Source organism: Thioalkalivibrio sp. ALE22 (assembly GCF_000381445.1).
Lineage (GTDB): Bacteria > Pseudomonadota > Gammaproteobacteria > Ectothiorhodospirales > Ectothiorhodospiraceae > Thioalkalivibrio.
In genome coordinates this window covers 19,709-37,121 of sequence record NZ_KB906503.1, presented here as the reverse complement: position 1 = coordinate 37,121, position 17,413 = coordinate 19,709, and the positions used below count along the sequence as shown (strand labels likewise).

Genomic DNA, 17,413 nt, shown 5'->3' with positions numbered 1-17,413 from the left:
GACAGGGCCGTCACAGGGAGACGGGCCGCTCGCGGGCTTTCTTCCGAGGGTAGTGCAAATGGCGAGGCCCTGCCGGGGGGCGCAGCAGATCGCCCAGATCCGACAGACTCCTAGTCTCCGCCGGAAAACCCGAGCTGGCGCCAAGCCTCGTAGACGACCACGGCGACTGCGTTGGAGAGATTCAGGCTGCGGCTGCCGGGCTGCATGGGCAGGCGCAAGCGCTGCCCGGGAGGCAGGGCTTCGAGCACCGAGTGGGGAAGACCGCGGGTCTCGGGGCCAAACAACAGGGCATCGCCAGCGCGGAAGGCCGGCGCATCATAGCGGGCGTGGCCGCGCGTGGTGATGGCGAAGACCCGGTCGGGCCGCACCGATTCCCGCCACTGTTCGAGGCTGTCATACTCTTGCACCCGGGCCAGCTCGTGATAATCGAGCCCGGCGCGGCGCGCCCGCGCACTGTCCAGCTCGAAGCCGAGCGGATGGATCAGGTGCAGCGCAGCGCCGGTATTGGCTGCCAGACGAATGATGTTGCCGGTGTTCGGCGGGATCTCCGGTTGAAAGAGGACGATGTGAAGCATGAGTGATTCGCGCACCGATCCGCGGCTGGCCCTGGAGTTCTGCGGGCTGCATTTGAACACGCCGCTGGTGCTGCTGTCCGGCTGCGTCGGCTTCGGCGAGGAGTACACCCGCGTGGCCGGCTTCTCCAATCGCGACGCCGGTGCGATCTGCCTGAAGGGCACCACCGGCCAGGCCCGTCTGGGCAACGCGCCGCACCGGGTCTACGAGACCCCGGACGGCATGCTCAACGCCATCGGCCTGCAGAACCCGGGCGTGGACCACGTGGTGGACCACACCCTGCCGCAGCTGGACTTCGAGGAGACCCGCTTCTTTGCCAATGTCTCCGGCTCCACCATCGAGGAGTACATCGAGGTCACCCGCCGCTTCGACGACTCGCCCATCGACGCCATCGAGATCAACATCTCCTGCCCCAATGTAAAGGAAGGCGGCGTCGCCTTCGGCAACGACCCGGACATGTCCGCGCGCGTGGTCGAGGCCTGCCGCAAGGTCACCTCCAAGCCGCTGATCACCAAGCTTTCGCCCAACCAGACCGACATCGCCGAAAACGCCCGCCGCTGCATCGAGGCCGGCACCGATGCTTTTGCGGTGATCAACACGCTGATGGGCATGGCGGTGGACGTCGAGAACCGGCGCGCAGTGATTGGCAACAACCAGGGCGGACTCTCGGGGCCCGCGATCAAGCCGATCGCGCTGCTGAAGGTCCAGCAGGTCTATCAGGTGGCCGCGCCCCACAACGTGCCGATCATCGGACAGGGCGGCGTGATGAACGCCACCGACGCGCTGGAATTCCTGATCGCCGGGGCCAGCACCGTCGGCGTGGGCACCGGGCTGTTCTACGACCCGCTGTGCCTGCCCAGGATCCTCCACGGCATCAGCGACTACATGGACCGCCACGGCTACACCCACGTACGCGACCTGACCGGCACCCTGCAACTCAACGGCGCCGTCTTCGCCTGCGCCCCGCCCGCCCCGCAGGACCCCACCACCTGAAGGCCTGTTTCACCACGAAGCACACGAAGGCACGAAGAACGGCCAGGTCAAAAGCGATAGAGCATTAACAGGAAGATGGGAAGGACGGAAGAATGCGGGAATGGTGCCCCGGGACTGATCAACCCGCCGGGCAGGCCCCAGGACACGGGCCAGCGGCCTTTACCCAAAAACCCTTCCCATCTTCCCTTCTTCCTGTGAACCGCTTTTGACCTGGCCGTTCTTCGTGCCTTCGTGGGCTTCGTGGTGAAATCAGCCTAGTCGTCGTCGAGGCCGAGTTCGTGGATCTTGCGGGTGAGGGTGTTGCGCCCCCAGCCGAGCAGGGCCGCCGCCTGCTGGCGGTGGCCGCCGGTGGCGTTCAGGGCCTCGCGGATCACCGTGCGCTCCAGTTGCGGCAGCACCGAACCCAGCAGGTCCTGGTCTCCACGCTGCCAGTGCTGGCGGGCCACCTGGGCCAGTTCGGCCGTCCAGTCCCGCGGGCCGGCGACCACGCCGGCCGGACCACCGTCCGGCTCGGTCCGGGGCTCGGCGGGCTGGTGCAGCTCGGCCGGGAGGTCGTCCAGGTGGACCTCGCGGCCCGACGCCATCACGGTCAGCCAGCGGCAGGTGTTCTCCAGCTGACGCACGTTGCCCGGCCAGGGCAGGCGCTGCAGCTCCGCCACCACCTCGGGGCGCATGGTCTTGGCTTCGACCCCCAGTTCCTGCGCCACCTCGGCCATGAAATGCTGCACCAGCAGCGGGATGTCCTCCGGGCGCTCGCGCAGGGACGGCACATGGATCCGGATCACGTTCAGACGGTGGAACAGATCCTCGCGGAACAGCCCCGCGCGCACGCGTTCCTCCAGATCCTGGTGGGTCGCGGCGATGATGCGCACGTCCACCCGGATCGGCGTATGGCCACCCACGCGGTAGAAGGTGCCATCGGACAGCACGCGCAGCAGCCGGGTCTGCAGGTCGAACGGCATGTCGCCGATCTCGTCGAGAAACAACGTGCCACCATCGGCCTGTTCGAAACGGCCCTTGCGGCTCTGGTTGGCGCCAGTAAACGCACCACGTTCGTGGCCGAAGAGTTCACTCTCCAGCAGATCCTTGGGGATGGCCGCGGTATTCAGGGCAATCAGCGGCTGATCGGCGCGCGGGCTGTGCTGGTGCAGGGCACGGGCGACCAGTTCCTTGCCGGTGCCCGACTCCCCGTTGATCAGCACGGTGATGTTGCTGCGCGACAGGCGGCCGATGGCGCGGAACATCTCCTGCATCGCCGGGGCCTCGCCGATGATCGGGGTTTCCTCGATCTCGGGGCCAGCGGTGCCGTTGTCCTGCCCGGCGCGCCGCGCCTCCAGTGCCCGCTGCACCAGAGCCACGGCCTCGTCCACATCGAACGGCTTGGGCAGGTACTCGAAGGCCCCGGTCTGGTAGGCGCCCACGGCGCTCTCCAGATCGGAGAAGGCCGTCATGATGATCACCGGCGGCGGATCGGGGCGCGTCTGCATGCGCGCGAGGAAGTCCAGGCCATTCAGGCCCGGCATGCGGATATCGGCGACGATGGTGTCCGGCACCGGGTCCCGGTCGAGCGCCGCCCAGGCGGCGTCCGCGGTCTCGAAGCCGCGCACCGCGATCGCGTGACGCTGGAGGGCACGCTCCAGCACCCAGCGAATCGAGTCGTCGTCGTCAATGATCCAGACAGTGGGCTCCATCACTTCCTGGCCTCCCGGGCCTTCGGGGGTTCAAGGGGCAGCAGGATGTCGAACGTGGTCGCCCCCGGGCGCGAATGGCATTCGATCAGACCGTCGTGCAGCTGGATCAGGCTCTGGGCAATGGGCAACCCGAGCCCGGTCCCGGCGGCGCGGCCGGTCACCATGGGGAAGAAGATGCGTTCGCGGATCTCCTCCGGGATACCGGGCCCGTTGTCGCGCACGCTCAGCTTGGCGACCAGGCGGTGGCGATGGCCGGAGATGGTGTACTGGCGCAGGATGCGCGAGCTCAGGGTGATCTCGCCCCCGTCCTCCAGCGCATGCACCGCGTTCTGCACCAGATTCAGGATCGCCTGCACCAGCATGTCGCGATCGGCCTGCACGTCCGGGATGCTGGGGTCATAGTCGCCGCGGATCTTCAGCCCCAGCGGCAGCTGCACACTGACCAGGCCCCGCACGTGCTCCAGCACCTCGTGCAGGTTGACGGGCTCGCGCCGCGGCAGGTTGTTCGGCCCCAGCATGCGATCGACCAGGCTGCGCAGCCGGTCGGCCTCGCGAATGATGATCTGGGTGTATTCCTTCAGGCCCGAGTCGTCCAGTTCGCTGGCAAGCAACTGCGCCGCCCCCCGCAGTCCGCCCAGCGGGTTCTTGATCTCGTGGGCCAGCCCCCGGGTCACCGCGCGGGTGATCGCCTGCTGCTTCTGTAACTGCTCCTCGCGGCTGATGCGCTCGTGGCGATCGATCGCATTCAGCTCGAACAGCAACTGCCCCGGCTTGTCGCCCTCGCCACGGAGCGGGGTGATGACCACGTCGGCGAGGAAACTTTCGGCCCGCAGCGGCTCCATCTGGCGCGCGCGCAGGGTGATCGGCTGATCCAGCGTCAGCGCCGAGCGCAGGCGGCTGGACAGATTCCGGTCCAGCTTGAGCCACTGGCCCAGACCATGCCCGACGATGCGTTCGCGACTGAGACCGAGCAGCACCTCGGCGGCGCTGTTCATGCTCAGCAGGCAAAGCTCGGCATCGGTCACCAGCACGGCCGTGGAGAGGTCGTCCCACCAGGGCGGGGTGGCCGGGCCGGAATTGGAAGCGGGCGTGGTCATCAAGAGGCCTCAAGCAGGAATCGCGCCAAGCGGGAATCGCCCGGCGGGGCGCCGAAGCCGGGGGCACGGTCACAAAACGCAGCCGAATCGCCACCCCCCAGAACCTAAAACGCCCCATGATGGTGCAATTATAGCACCATCATGGGGCTTTGGTCGCACTATTTCAGTGCAGAGATCGAGGTTATCAGTTCGGGGCCGGCGTCACCGGCTGGGGCGCCCTGGGTGCCTGCGGGGCCCTGGGCGCCTGCGGCGCACCCCCGGGCGGGAATTGCTGCGGCCGCTGCTGCTGTTGCTGCTCGCGCGGAATGGCCATCCGCAACACGTTGAACTCGATGGTCGCGCTCGCCCCCAGCTCCTCGCCGGATGCGTCCACGATCCGGGCCTGCAGCGTATGCTCGCCGCGGTTCAGCCCCTCGAAGGTCGCCGTGGGCGACTGGCCCTCGCCCGCCTCCTCGCCGTTCAGCACCCAGATCACGCGATGGCCGGCGTCGGCATCCAGCGCTGGCTCGAGATCCAGCTCGGCACTCACATTGCCGTCGTTCGCCCGCACCCCCGAACCATCCTCCGGACGGGCAATTGCGACCCGCGTGTACGCACCCTCCGCCTCCGGCTGACCGCGGGGCCGCACGGGCCGCTCGAGAATCTCCCGCGCACCTTCCAGCGGGACCGCGCGCATGGGCTCGCGCACGTCCACGGGCTCGCTGGCGCGCCCCTCGGGCGGGCGGTCGCCAAAATGGACATTGCCCTGATCGTCGGTCCAGCGGTAGACGTCGGCACTCGCAAGCGCCGGGGCGAGAAGGACAGCCAGCGACAAGGCCAGCCAGAGCGTGGTTCGGAACATGGGTCTTCCTCCTTGGGCGGGATGGCGCGGCACCACCACCCTGCCTCCCGTGTACGTTCGGACCACCACAAGCCCGGAAGCTCCCGCGCCACCGGCACGGGCCAGCCGGGATCAGGCGGCCGCGCGAACCCAGACGCCCTGCAGCCGCGCCGCATCGGCCTGCAGGGTCGCGAGGCGATCCCGCTCGGCCGCCGCGGCCGTTCCCGACTCCAGCGCGGACAGCCAGTCATCCAGCGCAGCCAGGCGGAGCATCGTGGGCGCCGCCCCGCGTTCGATTGCAGTCAGTGGCCGCCGGGCATTGAACCCGGCCAGCACGGCCCGGTACCGATCGGCATCCGGCTGTCCGGAGGCGTCCACGGCGAGCGCCAGGGCGATGCGCGCGAGCTGCCAGAAGGCCGGTACCGGCGCGGGCGGGATCACCAGATCGGCAAGACCGGCACCTTCCGGGTAGATGCGCACGGACTGCCAGTAGCTTCCCGCCAGCGGCAGGTCCTCGAAACGGTAGAGCCCCTGGTGGTGCAGCTCGGCGTCCAGGATCGCCCGGGACTCGGCATCCAGCGTGGACGCCATCGCATCGGCGCGCTCGCGCATCTGCTGCTGCAGCACCCCGCGCCGGTAGCCCTCGCCGACGGGCAAGGCCCCGGCCGTGTGACGCCCCTGCCAGTCGGCGGCGCGCTCGCCCAGGGCCTCCAGACTGCCGGGCCCCTCGGCCGCAACCGCGCCCTGCGGCGCCTGACCGCGCTCCAGCACCAGCAGGACCTCACCAGAATCGGGATCCGCACCCCGGCCGATCACGCGACCGCAGCCGCCAGGTACCTCGCCGAGCGCGGATTCGAGCGCCGGGGCCACGGCGGCTGCCAGGCGCAGACACTGCACCGGCCGGCCATCCAGTTCGAGGCCGCTCGGGCCATGGGTCAGGGCCAAGCCGGTCGCGTCGGCGCAGGCCCGGGTCTCGGATTCGTTCTCTACCATCGGAAAATCACCCAGGAAGGGGGTACGAAGTTGGGGTCGAGCTCGTTGCGACGGCCGTCCAGCGTGCCGTCGCCCGTGGTGTCGATCAGGTAGTAGGTCGGGCCCACGGCGGGCGTGACCTCGACCATCACCAGCTCGCCACCCATGCGGTATTCGCGCCGGGTCTCGCCGTCGCGCTCGATGATGATGATGTCGGCGTCCTCCAGCGAGCGCTGTTCGCGGGCGCGTTCATCCAGCACCGGGGGCGGCGGATCCGCGCCCTCTTCAAACTCCGGCGGCGGCGGGGCATCCCCCCACTCGCGGTCTTCCTGCGCCAGCGCCGTGCCGGAAACCAGCAGCAGGGCCGCCAGCAGCGACAGGGGCAGGCTCGCACGCATCGAGGTCATCATCACAGTTCCATCAGTCGTTTCTTTTCTTCCGCGGACGGCTCGAAGCTGCGCGCCTCGTAGTACTCGAAGATCACGTCCACCACGTCTTCCGGTGAATCTACCAGCGAGTATAGCTGGAGGTCTTCCTCGTCAATGGTGCCCTGCTCCACGAGCGTATCCCGGAACCAGTCGAGCAGGCCCTTCCAGAATTCGCTGCCCACCAGCACGACCGGGATGCGCCGGGTTTTGCCGGTCTGCACCAGGGTCAGGATCTCCGCCAGCTCGTCCAGCGTCCCGAAGCCCCCGGGCAGCACCACGTAGGCCGAGGCGTACTTGACGAACATCACCTTGCGCGAAAAGAAGTGACGAAACCCCAGGCCCACGTCCTGGTAATCGTTCGCACTCTGCTCGTGCGGCAACTGGATATTCAGGCCGATGCTCGGCGAGCGCCCGGCGAACGCCCCCTTGTTGGCCGCCTCCATGATGCCCGGACCGCCGCCGCTGACCACCGCGAAACCGGCGTCCGAGAGCTGCCGCGCGGTTGCCTCGCCCAGCTGGTAGTAGCGATGCTCCGGCGGGAAGCGGGCGGAGCCGAAGATGCTCACCGAGGGCTTGATATGCGCCAGGCGTTCGAAGCCCTCCACGAACTCCGCCATGATCTGGAAGATCTTCCAGCTCTCGCGGGTCAGGGCGGAGTCATCGATCGGGCGCAGGCCCGGGTGTTCGGCACGTTCGCGGTTGTTCATGCAGCGGGTTCCCAAGGGTGAAGGCTTCAGCGTACCGGCGCCCCCGGGCGCGCACAAATGGTCGCGGCCCGGGCCGGGCCTGTAGAATGGCGCGCGTTCCCTGTCCGGATTCCACCTTCATGTCGCAAGCGCCTCTTGTCCTGGTCGACGGCTCGTCGTACCTGTTCCGCGCCTTCCATGCGCTGCCGCCGCTGACCGCGCCGGATGGCGCCCCGACCGGGGCGATGATTGGTGTGGCCAACATGCTGCGCAAGCTGCGCGCGGACTACGGCCCGGAACACATGGCGGTGGTGTTCGACGCCAAGGGCAAGACCTTCCGCGACGACATCTATCCGGAATACAAGGCCACCCGCCCGCCGATGCCGGAAGAGCTGGCCGCCCAGATCGAGCCATTGCACGAGCTGGTGCGGGCGATGGGCTTGCCGCTTTTGTGCGTCGAGGGCGTGGAGGCCGACGACGTGATCGCGACCCTGGCCGACCAGGCCGCCGCAGCCGGGCACGACGTGGTGATCTCCACCGGCGACAAGGATCTCGCGCAGCTGGTGAATGACCGCATCACGCTGGTCAACACCATGAGCGGGGTCACGCTGGACCCCGAGGGCGTGCAGGAGAAATTCGGCGTGGCCCCGGAGCAGATCGTCGACTACCTCGCGCTGATGGGCGACAGCGTCGACAACATCCCGGGCGTGGACAAGGTCGGCCCCAAGACCGCGGCCAAGTGGATCGCGAAGTACGGTGACCTCGACAACATCCTGGAACAGGCCGACGACATCGGCGGCAAGATCGGCGAGAACCTGCGCGCCGCGGCCGAGCGCCTGCCCACCTCGCGCGAGCTGATCACGGTCAAGCGCGATGTCGAACTGGACGTCGGCCCCGACGACCTCAACATCCGCGAGCCGGATCACGAGCGCCTGCTGGAGATGGTGCGCCGCTACGGCTTCACCCGCTGGCGCGCGGAGCTGGAGGGCAGCGAGGACGAGGCCGCCGGCGGCAATCCGGGCTCGGCGCAGGCGAAGGGCGACTACCGCACGTTGCGCGAGGAGGCCGAACTGGCCGAGCTGCTGGAGCGTCTGGACCAGGCCGAGCGGGTCGCCTTCGATACCGAGACCACCAGCCTGGATGCGATGCGCGCCGAGATCGTCGGCATGTCCTTCGCCTTCGAGCCGGGGACCGCGTACTACCTGCCGCTGGCCCACACCGGGCCGGATGCCGACCCGCAGCTGCCGCGCGCGGAGACGCTGGAACGTCTGAAGCCGTGGCTGGAATCCGAGGACCACGGCAAGCTGGGCCACCACCTGAAGTACGACCGCAACGTGCTGGGCAATCACGGCATCACCCTGCGCGGCATCGTCGACGACACCCTGCTCGAGTCGTTCTGCCTGGACGCCGGCGCCAACCGCCACGACCTCGACTCCCTGGCCGAGCGCCACCTGGACTACCAGACCACGCATTACGAGGACGTGGCCGGCAAGGGCGCGAAGCAGATCCCGTTCGCCGAGGTGGATATCGGCATCGCCACCGATTACGCCGGCGAGGATGCCGACATCTGCCTTCAGCTGGATGCGGTGTTCCAGCCGCGCCTGCAAGAGGCTGAAGGCCCCGCGTTCGTCTACCGCGAGATCGAGATGCCGCTGGTCCCGGTGCTGGCGGATATCGAACGCGTGGGCGTAAAGGTGGACCCGGATCGGCTCGGCGAGCAGAGCCAGGAGCTGCTGGCCGAGATGGAGCGCATCGAGCGCGAGGCCTTCGAGGAGGCCGGCGGCGAGTTCAACCTCGGCTCGCCCAAGCAGATCCAGGAGATCCTGTTCGAGCGCCTGGGCCTGCCGGTGCTGCGGCGCACCCCCAAGGGCCAGCCCTCCACCGCCGAAGACGTGCTGGAGCAGATGGCGGACGACTACCCCCTGCCGCGCCTGATCCTCGAACACCGCGGTCTGTCCAAGCTGCGCAGCACCTACACCGAGACCCTGCCACGGCGCATCCACCCGGAGACCGGGCGGGTGCACACCTCCTACCACCAGGCGGGGGCAGCCACCGGGCGGCTGTCGTCCTCGGAGCCGAACCTGCAGAACATCCCGGTGCGCACCGAGGCCGGCCGCCGCATCCGCCGCGCGTTCATCGCGGATGAGGGCCACCAGTTGCTGGCGGCCGACTACTCGCAGATCGAGCTGCGCATCATGGCCCACCTGTCGCAGGACGCCGGCCTGCTGAAGGCCTTTGCCGAGGGTCAGGACATCCACCGCGCGACCGCCGCCGAGGTCTTCGGGGCGGACCCGGAGCAGGTCTCCGGCGAGCAGCGCCGCGCGGCCAAGGCGATCAACTTCGGCCTGATCTACGGCATGTCCGCCTGGGGGCTGGCGCGCAACCTCGGCATCGAGCAGGGCGAGGCGCGCGAGTACATCGACCGCTACTTCAATCGCTATCCCGGCGTGCACGACTACATGGAACGCGCGCGCGCCTCCGGGCGCGAGAACGGCTATGTCGAGACCCTGTTCGGCCGCCGCCTGTACCTGCCGGAGATCAACAGCCGCAACGGGGCGCGACGCCAGCAGTCCGAGCGTGTCGCCATCAACGCCCCGATGCAGGGTACCGCCGCCGACATCATCAAGCGCGCGATGGTACGGGTCGCCGATGACCTCGCCTCGGCGAAAATCGAGGCACGCATGATCATGCAGGTCCACGACGAACTGGTGTTCGAGGTGGCCGATGCGGCCGTGGAGGACCTGACCACGCTCGTGCGCCAGGCCATGAGCGGGGCCGCCGAGCTCGACGTGGAGCTGGTGGTAGATGTCGGCACCGGCGCCAACTGGGACGACGCACACTAGATGTCGGATTCACTGGCCAAGGGGTTCAACCGGCTCGCCCCATGGCTGGTCGCGGTCCTGTTGCTGGCGACCGCCTGGGTGCTGGCCGAACGCTACCTGGACACCGGCGGTTCCGGCGGGATCACCATCGTCCAGCCGGAGGACTGCGACCTGAACGCGGGGCCCTGCAGCGCCGACCATCCGGCGGGCGGTACGCTGGCCCTGGCGATCACGCCACGCCCCGTGCCGATGCTGCAACCACTTGAGCTGACCCTGGAGCTGGACCCGGCGGCCCGGGGCAACCTCGGCGAACCCGAGGCCCTGGAGCTGGATCTGGCCGGGGTGGAGATGTACATGGGCTTCCAGCGCCCGCGGCTGGAACATACCGGCGACGGGCGCTACGTCGGCGAGACGACACTGCCTATCTGCACCACCGAGGCCATGACCTGGGCCGCCACCGTGATGCCCGCGGGCGATGCGGATGCAGCCCGGGTCCAGTTTCGTTTTGTCACCCGTCGCAGCCACAGCGACAACCCCTGAGGAGAACCGACATGCAGCGTATCCCGCTGAGCAGCCTGCTCTGGGCGCTGGCCGTGCTGGCGGCCGGCGCCCTGCTCGTCTTCGTGATGCTCCGCCCGGCACCACCCCCCGTGTCCCAGGGGGCCGACCACGAACGCCTGCCGGTGGCCGATGCGGTATCCGGCGGGCCGATCGAACTGCCCGTTTCCACCACGGGCGAGCGGTTCCGGCTGGCGGACCTGGAAGGGCAATACGTCTGGGTCTACTTCGGCTACACCGCCTGCCCGGATGCCTGCCCGACCAGCCTGGGCTGGATCAGCGCCGCGCTGGACCGCCTGCCGCCCGAGCTGGAGGGCGAGGTCGCGGCGGTACTGGTAAGCGTCGACCCGGAACGTGATGACCGCGAGCGCCTGGAGACCTATGTGGGGCACTTCCACCCGGCCATCCAGGCGGCGACCGGGTCCCACGAAGAGCTGCAGCCGATCACGGAACGCTACGGCGTATTCTACGAACGCACCGAGATCGACTCGGCCATGGGCTACGTGGTCGATCACAGCTCGTCCACCTACCTGGTCGGCCCGGAAGGCGACTTGCTGCAGATCTACCCGCACGGGACACCCGCCGCCGAACTGGTGGAGGGCCTGCGAACCCATGCGGAGGCCACCGGGACAGCCAACTGAGCCACACCCCGGACGGCAACGATGGATTCTGTGAAAAAATTCGCAATCGAGAGGCACGCGGCAGGAACTTTGCCCGCGCAGTGCTTTCTCACTTACTGAGCGCTCTAGCCCAGCGCGGCCCGCTTCTCTCCCTGAGCGGGCAATAGGCCTCTCTCCCCCCTGTAGAGGCCGAAATTAGCCCCGGTCCCACCCCAAGGCCGGGGCTTCTTTTTGTCTGCGTTTCGTGTTTGCGCTCAGCCGTCGGGTAGAAACGGGCCTCAACCGTTCGCGGGAGCCGACTCCGTATCATGCTCGGCCAGCCAGCCACCCAGCAGGCCGCGCAGGTCGTCGACACCCTGGTTCTTCAGCGAGGAGAAGGTCTGCAACGTCGCCTCGACGCCCATGGCCTCCAGCTCGCCATGCGCCTTGCGCAACTGGCGATCGGCCTCCTGGCGCGAGAGCTTGTCCGCCTTGGTCAGCAGGCAGTGCAAGTGGCAGCGCTCCAGAGGCACCCAGTCCAGGAGCTGGCGATCCAGCTCGGTCAGCGGCCGGCGGATGTCCATGATCAGCACCAGCCCCACCAGGCACTGGCGCGTCTGCAGATAGCCACCCAGAAGCTGATCCCATTCGGCGCGCTTGCCGGCCGACACCTTGGCGTAGCCGTAGCCCGGCAGGTCGACGAGCCGCCAGTGCTCGGCGGGCGGCAGACGGAAAAGATTGATCTCCTGGGTGCGCCCGGGGGTGCGGCCCACCCGCGCCAGCGCCTTGCGCCCGCACAAGGCGTTCAGGGCGCTGGACTTGCCGGCGTTGGAGCGCCCGGCAAAGGCGATCTCGACGCCCGTGTCGGCCGGGAGCTGGGCAATCTGCGCCACGCCACGCAGGAAGTCAGTTTCGCGAAATCGGGGTTCCATGGGGCGAGAGAGCGTCCTAGGGAAACACTGATGAATGTACACGCTCGCGCTCGAGTCGCTTTTGCGTGCGAACAAGGCGCGGTGAGTGAAGTGTAGCCGAGCTACATAAGCGAGCCGCAACGCCGGGCGCACGCAAAAGCGGCCGAGCCCCTGCTTTCAATGGCTTGTGGGGTTGGCACCCCAGGTTCCCCGATCCTGCGTTGCGCCGCTTGCGGGTAGAACCACTACCCGCTGCGCGACGCGCCTTGTCTCGGAAAACCTGGGGTGCCAACGCGAGCGTGTACATTCATCAGTGTTTCCCTTGGCCGAGTGCCGGACTCGGTTTATTTTTGAGCACAAATTAGCATTGTGCTATAAACTGCGCCCCTTATGTTGATCGCCCTACGATGGGGCACAAGGAACGGGTCGCGACCCGGCACGCATTTACAAGCAGGAGATTCTCCGTCATGAACCACAAGCTTTCCGCTCTCTTTGCTGCCCTGTCCGTATCCCTGCTGCTCCCGCTGTCGGCAGCCCAGGCGGGCGATCCCCAGCGCGGCCAGGAACTGTCCCAAGCCTGCGCGGCCTGCCACCAGGCGGATGGCAACAGCGTGAACCCGGAATGGCCCAAGCTGGCCGGCCAGCACGCCAAGTACACCGTGAAGCAGCTGCAGGACTACAAGTCCGAGCGCCGCGAGAACAGCCTGATGCTGGGCCAAGTGGCCAACCTGGACGAGCAGGACATGCGCGACCTGGCGGCCTTCTATGCCGAGCAGGAAATCAGCGCCGGCACCGCCGACGAATCGGTGGTCGAACGGGGCGAGCAGATCTACCGCGGCGGCATCCCGTCGCAGAACGTCGCCGCCTGCATTGCCTGCCACGGCCCGAACGGCAACGGCAACCCGGAAGCCATGTTCCCGGCCGTCGCCAGCCAGCACGCGCAGTACAGCGCGGATCAGCTGCGCTACTTCCGCAGCGGCGAGCGCGCCAACGACAATGGCCGCATGATGCGCAATGTGGTGCGCAACATGTCCGATGAAGACATCGAGGCCGTGTCCCAGTATATGGCCGGCCTGCAGCCGAGCAACTGATTCGGCTTCGGGTACGCCGCGCAGGAGTGGCGGCGAAGCGACCCAGGGAAGGGGCGGCCTTGGCCGCCCCTTTTTTGTGGGCGCAGAAAAACGCACCCAGTTGGAATGCAATCCTGTACAGGGGCGTCATGGTGGGGCGCGCGAACTCCCCGGCGGATCATCGGTCCACCTTCTGCTCGTGCAACGCCCGCGCAGTTTGTCTTGGAAATTGAACCCCTGTCGGGTTGCTTCGCATAGTCCGTCAGGCTAAAGCAGGTTTCAGCATGTCGAATAACGATCAGGCCGCCACCGCCGGCCCGGCCCCCGCATCCCGCCAGAAGGCCGCGCGCAAGCCGCGGCGCAGCCGCATACTGGTCGATTTCATGGGCTCGATGAGCCTGGCGATCACCCTCCTGGTGGCCCTCGCGATCGCCTCGGTCATCGGCACCGTCCTGGTGCAGAACGAACCGTACACCGAGTATCTGATGGACTACGGGCCTTTCTGGCACGAGATCTTTGCCGGGATGGGCCTGTATCAGGTGTATTCCGCGACCTGGTTCCTGCTGGTGGTGGCCTTCCTGGTCATCTCGACCTCCTTCTGCGTCTATCGCCAGACCCCCGGGCTGCTGAAGGACCTGCGCCGCTACAACACGCAAGTCAAGGAAAAGTCCCTGCGCTCGTTCCATTCCAGCGCCACCGGGGATCTCGACCAGTCGCCGGAGGAGTTCATCCAGCACGCCCACCGGGTGCTGAAGGCACAGGGTTTCAAGGCGCGCGAGAAGAACCACGACGGACAGACCGTGATCGCTGCCATGCGCGGGCGCTGGAACCGCATGGGCTACCTGCTGACCCATGTCGGCATCGTGGTGATCTGCGTGGGGGCCCTGGCCGACGGCACGACCCTGCTGAAGGTCAACGAGTGGCTGGGGAATCTCGAGGTCGAGACCCGCAGCGTACCGATCTCCGAGGTCCCGAGTTCGGCCTGGATACCGGACTGGAACCCATCCTTCCGTGGCTCGGTGGAGATCCCCGAGGGTGCATCGGCGAATGTGGTGTTCCTGCCGATGCGCGAAGGCTACTTCGTGCAGGAGCTGCCCTTCCGCATCGAACTGGAGGAGTTCCGGATCGAACGCTTCTCCACCGGTGCCGAAAGCTCCTACGAGTCGGACCTGATCATCCATGACCCGAACCGCGACGAGCCACTGCGACACACCATCTCGGTCAACCACCCGTTGATCTACAACGGCTTCGCGATCTACCAGGCGAGCTTCGCCGACGGCGGCACCCGCCTGGATATCGACGCCATCCCGCTCGGCGCCGAGGCCCTGCGCGAGCTCGAGGTGCCGGGTCGTGTGTTCCGGGAGGTGGAGATCCCGACGCCGGACGGCGACACCCGGACAATCGAGTTCACCAACTTCCAGCTGGAGAACGTGGTTCCGCTGCTCAACGAAGAGGGCGAGCGCGAGAACCGCCATATGGGCCCGAGCTTCGATTTCCGCCTGATGGACCGCACCGGCCACGGCCTGCACTACCGCAACTACCAGCGTCCGGCCCTGCAGGAAGGGGCGATGTACTTCCTCAGCGGCGTGCGCGAAAGCCCGGCGGACGAGTTCCACTACCTGTTCCTGCCGGCGGACGCAGACGACTCGCTGGAACGCTTCCGCACCTACCTGGCCATGCTGCACAACCCCGAGGTGCGCAACGAGATCGCCCGCCAGGTGGCGCGCGATGACGAGACGGTGCCCAACGAGCAGACCCAGGCCATCGCCCGCACGACGGCCGAGCTGATGGGGCTGTTCGCCGAGGGCGGCTACATGGCCGTCAACAACGAGATCGAACGGCGCGTACCGGGCGAGCGCATCGACGAGGTGCGCGACCTGATGATCCGCATCCTGCACGCCGGCCTCCAGGGGCTTTACATGGAGGTCCTGCAGGACGAGGGTGTAGTCTCGATCCAGGAAGAAGAGCAGCGTTTCCTGGAAGATACGATCTCGGCAATCAACGCGATCAGCCTGTATCAGTCGCCGTTCTTCTTCCACCTGAAGGATTTCGAACACCGTGAGGCGTCCGGCCTGCAGATCGCACGCGCCCCCGGCCAGAGCACCGTCTACACCGGCAGCGTGATGCTGATCGTCGGGATCTTCTTCCTCTTCTACGTGTCCTATCAGCGCCTGTGGATCATGGCACGGCGGAGCGAGAACGGCGAAGGCACTCACGTGGTGATGGCCGGCACGAGCAACCGCCACCAGGTGGAATTCGAGGAACGTTTCGCGCATCTTAAGAGGTGGATCATCGATCAGAAGCCGGTCGATGGCGCCAGCGACGGCACCCATGAGTCCAACAACAAAAACGACTAAAAGCTAAGCAGTCGGAGGAGCACCCCATGTCAGTCCCCCACGAGGCCCTGGATTTCGAACGGCCCGGCATCTTCCGGCGCATCCAGCCGCGCGACTGGGCGTACATCGCCCTGACGATCGCCGTCGGCCTGATCGCCTTCTGGCAATACGGCCACATGATGGACCGCTACGACACCGGCGGCCTGATCCTGGCAGTCGGCCTGAGTGCCTGGATGGGCTGGTTCTGGCGCCCGTGGCAGGCCTTCTCGATCATTGTCGGGGTCCTCGCACTGTTCGGTATCTGGATGTACGGCGACGACCTCGCCCGCGGGAGCACCAACTTCTGGCTGAACTACGTCGGTTCGGGCCAGGCCGGTGTCATGTGGATGAGCGTCTTCCTGTACCTCTCCACCGTCGCGTACGTCACCGGGCTGTTCAGCCGCTCCGACTTCCCCACCCGCGTCGGCGGCGCGTTCGCCTGGATCGGTGCCGGGGCCGGGCTGATGGCCCTGCTGGTGCGCTGGCGCGAGATCTACCTGACCGATCCGACCTGGGGCTATATCCCCGTCGCCAACCTGTACGAGGTCTTCATCCTGCTGGCCGCCCTGACCACGCTGATGTACCTCTACTACGAGAGCCGCACCGGCCAGCGCACCATGGGTGCGTTCGTCATGCTGGTGATCGCCGCATCCGTCACCTTCCTGCTGTGGTACATGTGGGACCGCCAGGCACACGAGATCGAGCCGCTGGTGCCCGCTCTGAACAGCTGGTGGATGAAGATCCACGTGCCTACCAACTTTGTCGGCTACGGCGGCTTCGCCATCGCCGCGATGCTGGGGGTAGCCTATCTGGTCAAGCATCGGCTCGAGCGCACCCGGCCCGACGCCGCCCTCACCCAGCGCATCCCGAGCAAGGAAGCGCTGGACAGCGTGATGTACAAGGCCATCGCGATCGGCTTCGCCTTCTTCACCATCGCCACTGTGCTCGGCGCGATGTGGGCCGCCGAGGCCTGGGGCGGCTACTGGACCTGGGATCCGAAGGAGACCTGGAGCCTGATCCTGTGGCTGACCTACGCCGCCTGGCTGCACATGCGCTTTACCAAGGGCTGGCGCGGACCGGTCATGGCCTGGTGGGCGATCATCGGGCTGTTCGTCACGACCTTCACCTTCCTGGGTGTGAATATGTTCCTGTCCGGCCTGCATTCCTACGGAGAGCTGTAAATGAAGCGTCGTGAATTCATGGGCGCCGTGGGCGGCGCCGGCCTGCTCCTCGCCACCGGCACCAGCCTCGCGGCCGAGTTCCGCGAGGGCCAGCACTACCGCGCCATCCAGCCCCCGCTGGATACCGGGCTGGAGGACGGCAAGATCCAGGTGGTCGAGGTGTTCTGGTACGGCTGCCCGCACTGCTACGCCTTCGAGCCCAAGGTCCAGGCCTGGAAGCCGAACCTGGCCGACGACGTGCAGTTCGAGTACCTCCCGGCGCCGATGAACGACGTCTGGGCGCTGCATGCGCGGGTGTTCTACACCGCCGAGAAACTGGGCGTGCTCGACGACGTGCACCAGGCGTTCTATGACGCGATCCACGATCAGGGCCGCCAGATGCGCTCGGAAAGCGCGATCCTGCGCTTCATCAACCAGCGGGGGCTGGATGCGGACGAGTTCCGCGAGACCATGCGCTCCGACGCGATCCGCCGCCGGATCGTCGAGGCCACCGAGGCCGTGCAGGACTACGGCGTTGGCGGCGTGCCGACCCTGGTCATCAACGGCGAGGCCATCGTCTCCGCCAGCATGGCCGGCGGGCACGACGAGATGCTGGAAGTTGCTGATTTCCTGATCGAACGTGCCCGCGGCTAGCGCG

16 protein-coding genes are annotated in these 17,413 nt (G+C 67.3%); 8 read left to right on the top strand and 8 right to left on the bottom strand.

Annotated features, from left to right (window positions below):
* Nucleotides 1-110 precede the first annotated feature (110 nt).
* Nucleotides 111-575: a tRNA (cytidine(34)-2'-O)-methyltransferase gene (locus F793_RS0106315; RefSeq protein WP_018867714.1), complete on the bottom strand. Its 465-nt coding sequence runs from the start codon at nt 573-575 to the stop codon at nt 111-113.
* On the opposite strand from F793_RS0106315, the gene F793_RS0106310 reads away from it, so the two are divergent.
* Complete coding sequence (locus F793_RS0106310) at nt 574-1,566, top strand: dihydroorotate dehydrogenase (RefSeq protein WP_018881738.1); 993 nt, start codon at nt 574-576, stop codon at nt 1,564-1,566. The genes F793_RS0106315 and F793_RS0106310 overlap by 2 nt on opposite strands.
* A 254-nt stretch (nt 1,567-1,820) precedes the next feature.
* Here F793_RS0106310 and ntrC read toward each other — a convergent pair whose 3' ends face one another.
* The 6 genes from ntrC to F793_RS0106280 all read right to left on the bottom strand — a co-directional run bounded on the left by ntrC (nt 1,821) and on the right by F793_RS0106280 (nt 7,281).
* Nucleotides 1,821-3,257 carry a nitrogen regulation protein NR(I) gene (gene ntrC / locus F793_RS0106305; protein ID WP_018875921.1) on the bottom strand — a complete coding sequence of 479 codons (1,437 nt, stop codon included), beginning with the start codon at nt 3,255-3,257 and terminating at the stop codon, nt 1,821-1,823.
* Complete coding sequence (glnL, locus tag F793_RS0106300; protein ID WP_018875920.1) at nt 3,257-4,354, bottom strand: nitrogen regulation protein NR(II); 1,098 nt, start codon at nt 4,352-4,354, stop codon at nt 3,257-3,259. Before glnL ends, ntrC begins: the two co-directional genes overlap by 1 nt.
* 184 nt (nt 4,355-4,538) lie before the next feature.
* Nucleotides 4,539-5,195: a DUF4124 domain-containing protein gene (locus tag F793_RS0106295; protein ID WP_018880909.1), complete on the bottom strand. Its 657-nt coding sequence runs from the start codon at nt 5,193-5,195 to the stop codon at nt 4,539-4,541.
* Nucleotides 5,196-5,306: 111 nt separating this feature from the next.
* Nucleotides 5,307-6,167 (bottom strand): hypothetical protein, encoded by an 861-nt coding sequence (locus F793_RS0106290; RefSeq protein ID WP_018880910.1) that lies wholly within the window; start codon nt 6,165-6,167, stop codon nt 5,307-5,309.
* Nucleotides 6,161-6,556, bottom strand: coding sequence for a DUF2782 domain-containing protein (locus tag F793_RS0106285; protein WP_018881739.1), 396 nt, complete (start codon nt 6,554-6,556; stop codon nt 6,161-6,163). Before F793_RS0106285 ends, F793_RS0106290 begins: the two co-directional genes overlap by 7 nt.
* Nucleotides 6,556-7,281, bottom strand: a complete 726-nt coding sequence (locus F793_RS0106280; protein WP_018867707.1) for a TIGR00730 family Rossman fold protein — start codon at nt 7,279-7,281, stop codon at nt 6,556-6,558. Before F793_RS0106280 ends, F793_RS0106285 begins: the two co-directional genes overlap by 1 nt.
* A gap of 119 nt (nt 7,282-7,400) precedes the next feature.
* On the opposite strand from F793_RS0106280, the gene polA reads away from it, so the two are divergent.
* The 3 genes from polA to F793_RS0106265 are packed head-to-tail and all read left to right on the top strand — an operon-like array spanning nt 7,401 to nt 11,281.
* Nucleotides 7,401-10,103, top strand: coding sequence for a DNA polymerase I (gene polA / locus F793_RS0106275; RefSeq protein WP_018881740.1), 2,703 nt, complete (start codon nt 7,401-7,403; stop codon nt 10,101-10,103).
* The gene (locus tag F793_RS0106270; RefSeq protein ID WP_018867705.1) at nt 10,104-10,622 is read left to right on the top strand and encodes a hypothetical protein; all 519 of its coding nucleotides are present in this window, start codon (nt 10,104-10,106) and stop codon (nt 10,620-10,622) included.
* Nucleotides 10,623-10,633: 11 nt separating this feature from the next.
* Entirely contained in the window at nt 10,634-11,281 is a 648-nt protein-coding gene (locus tag F793_RS0106265; protein ID WP_018867704.1) for an SCO family protein, read from the top strand.
* A gap of 257 nt (nt 11,282-11,538) precedes the next feature.
* Here the strand turns inward: F793_RS0106265 and yihA are convergent, their stop codons facing one another.
* A complete protein-coding gene (gene yihA, locus F793_RS0106260) occupies nt 11,539-12,171 on the bottom strand; it encodes a ribosome biogenesis GTP-binding protein YihA/YsxC (protein ID WP_018881741.1) in 633 nt (210 codons plus the stop codon).
* A 446-nt stretch (nt 12,172-12,617) separates the two neighbouring features.
* Here yihA and F793_RS0106255 point away from each other — a divergent pair, with 446 nt between their 5' ends.
* From F793_RS0106255 to F793_RS0106240, 4 genes are all read left to right on the top strand, one after another.
* Entirely contained in the window at nt 12,618-13,241 is a 624-nt protein-coding gene (locus F793_RS0106255) for a cytochrome c (protein ID WP_018867702.1), read from the top strand.
* Nucleotides 13,242-13,504: 263 nt separating this feature from the next.
* The gene (locus F793_RS0106250) at nt 13,505-15,577 is read left to right on the top strand and encodes a cytochrome c biogenesis protein ResB (protein WP_018881767.1); all 2,073 of its coding nucleotides are present in this window, start codon (nt 13,505-13,507) and stop codon (nt 15,575-15,577) included.
* Nucleotides 15,578-15,603: 26 nt separating this feature from the next.
* The gene (gene ccsB / locus F793_RS0106245) at nt 15,604-16,776 is read left to right on the top strand and encodes a c-type cytochrome biogenesis protein CcsB (RefSeq protein WP_018867700.1); all 1,173 of its coding nucleotides are present in this window, start codon (nt 15,604-15,606) and stop codon (nt 16,774-16,776) included.
* Nucleotides 16,777-17,409: a thiol:disulfide interchange protein DsbA/DsbL gene (locus F793_RS0106240; RefSeq protein WP_018881768.1), complete on the top strand. Its 633-nt coding sequence runs from the start codon at nt 16,777-16,779 to the stop codon at nt 17,407-17,409.
* The last annotated feature ends 4 nt before the right edge of the window (nt 17,410-17,413 follow it).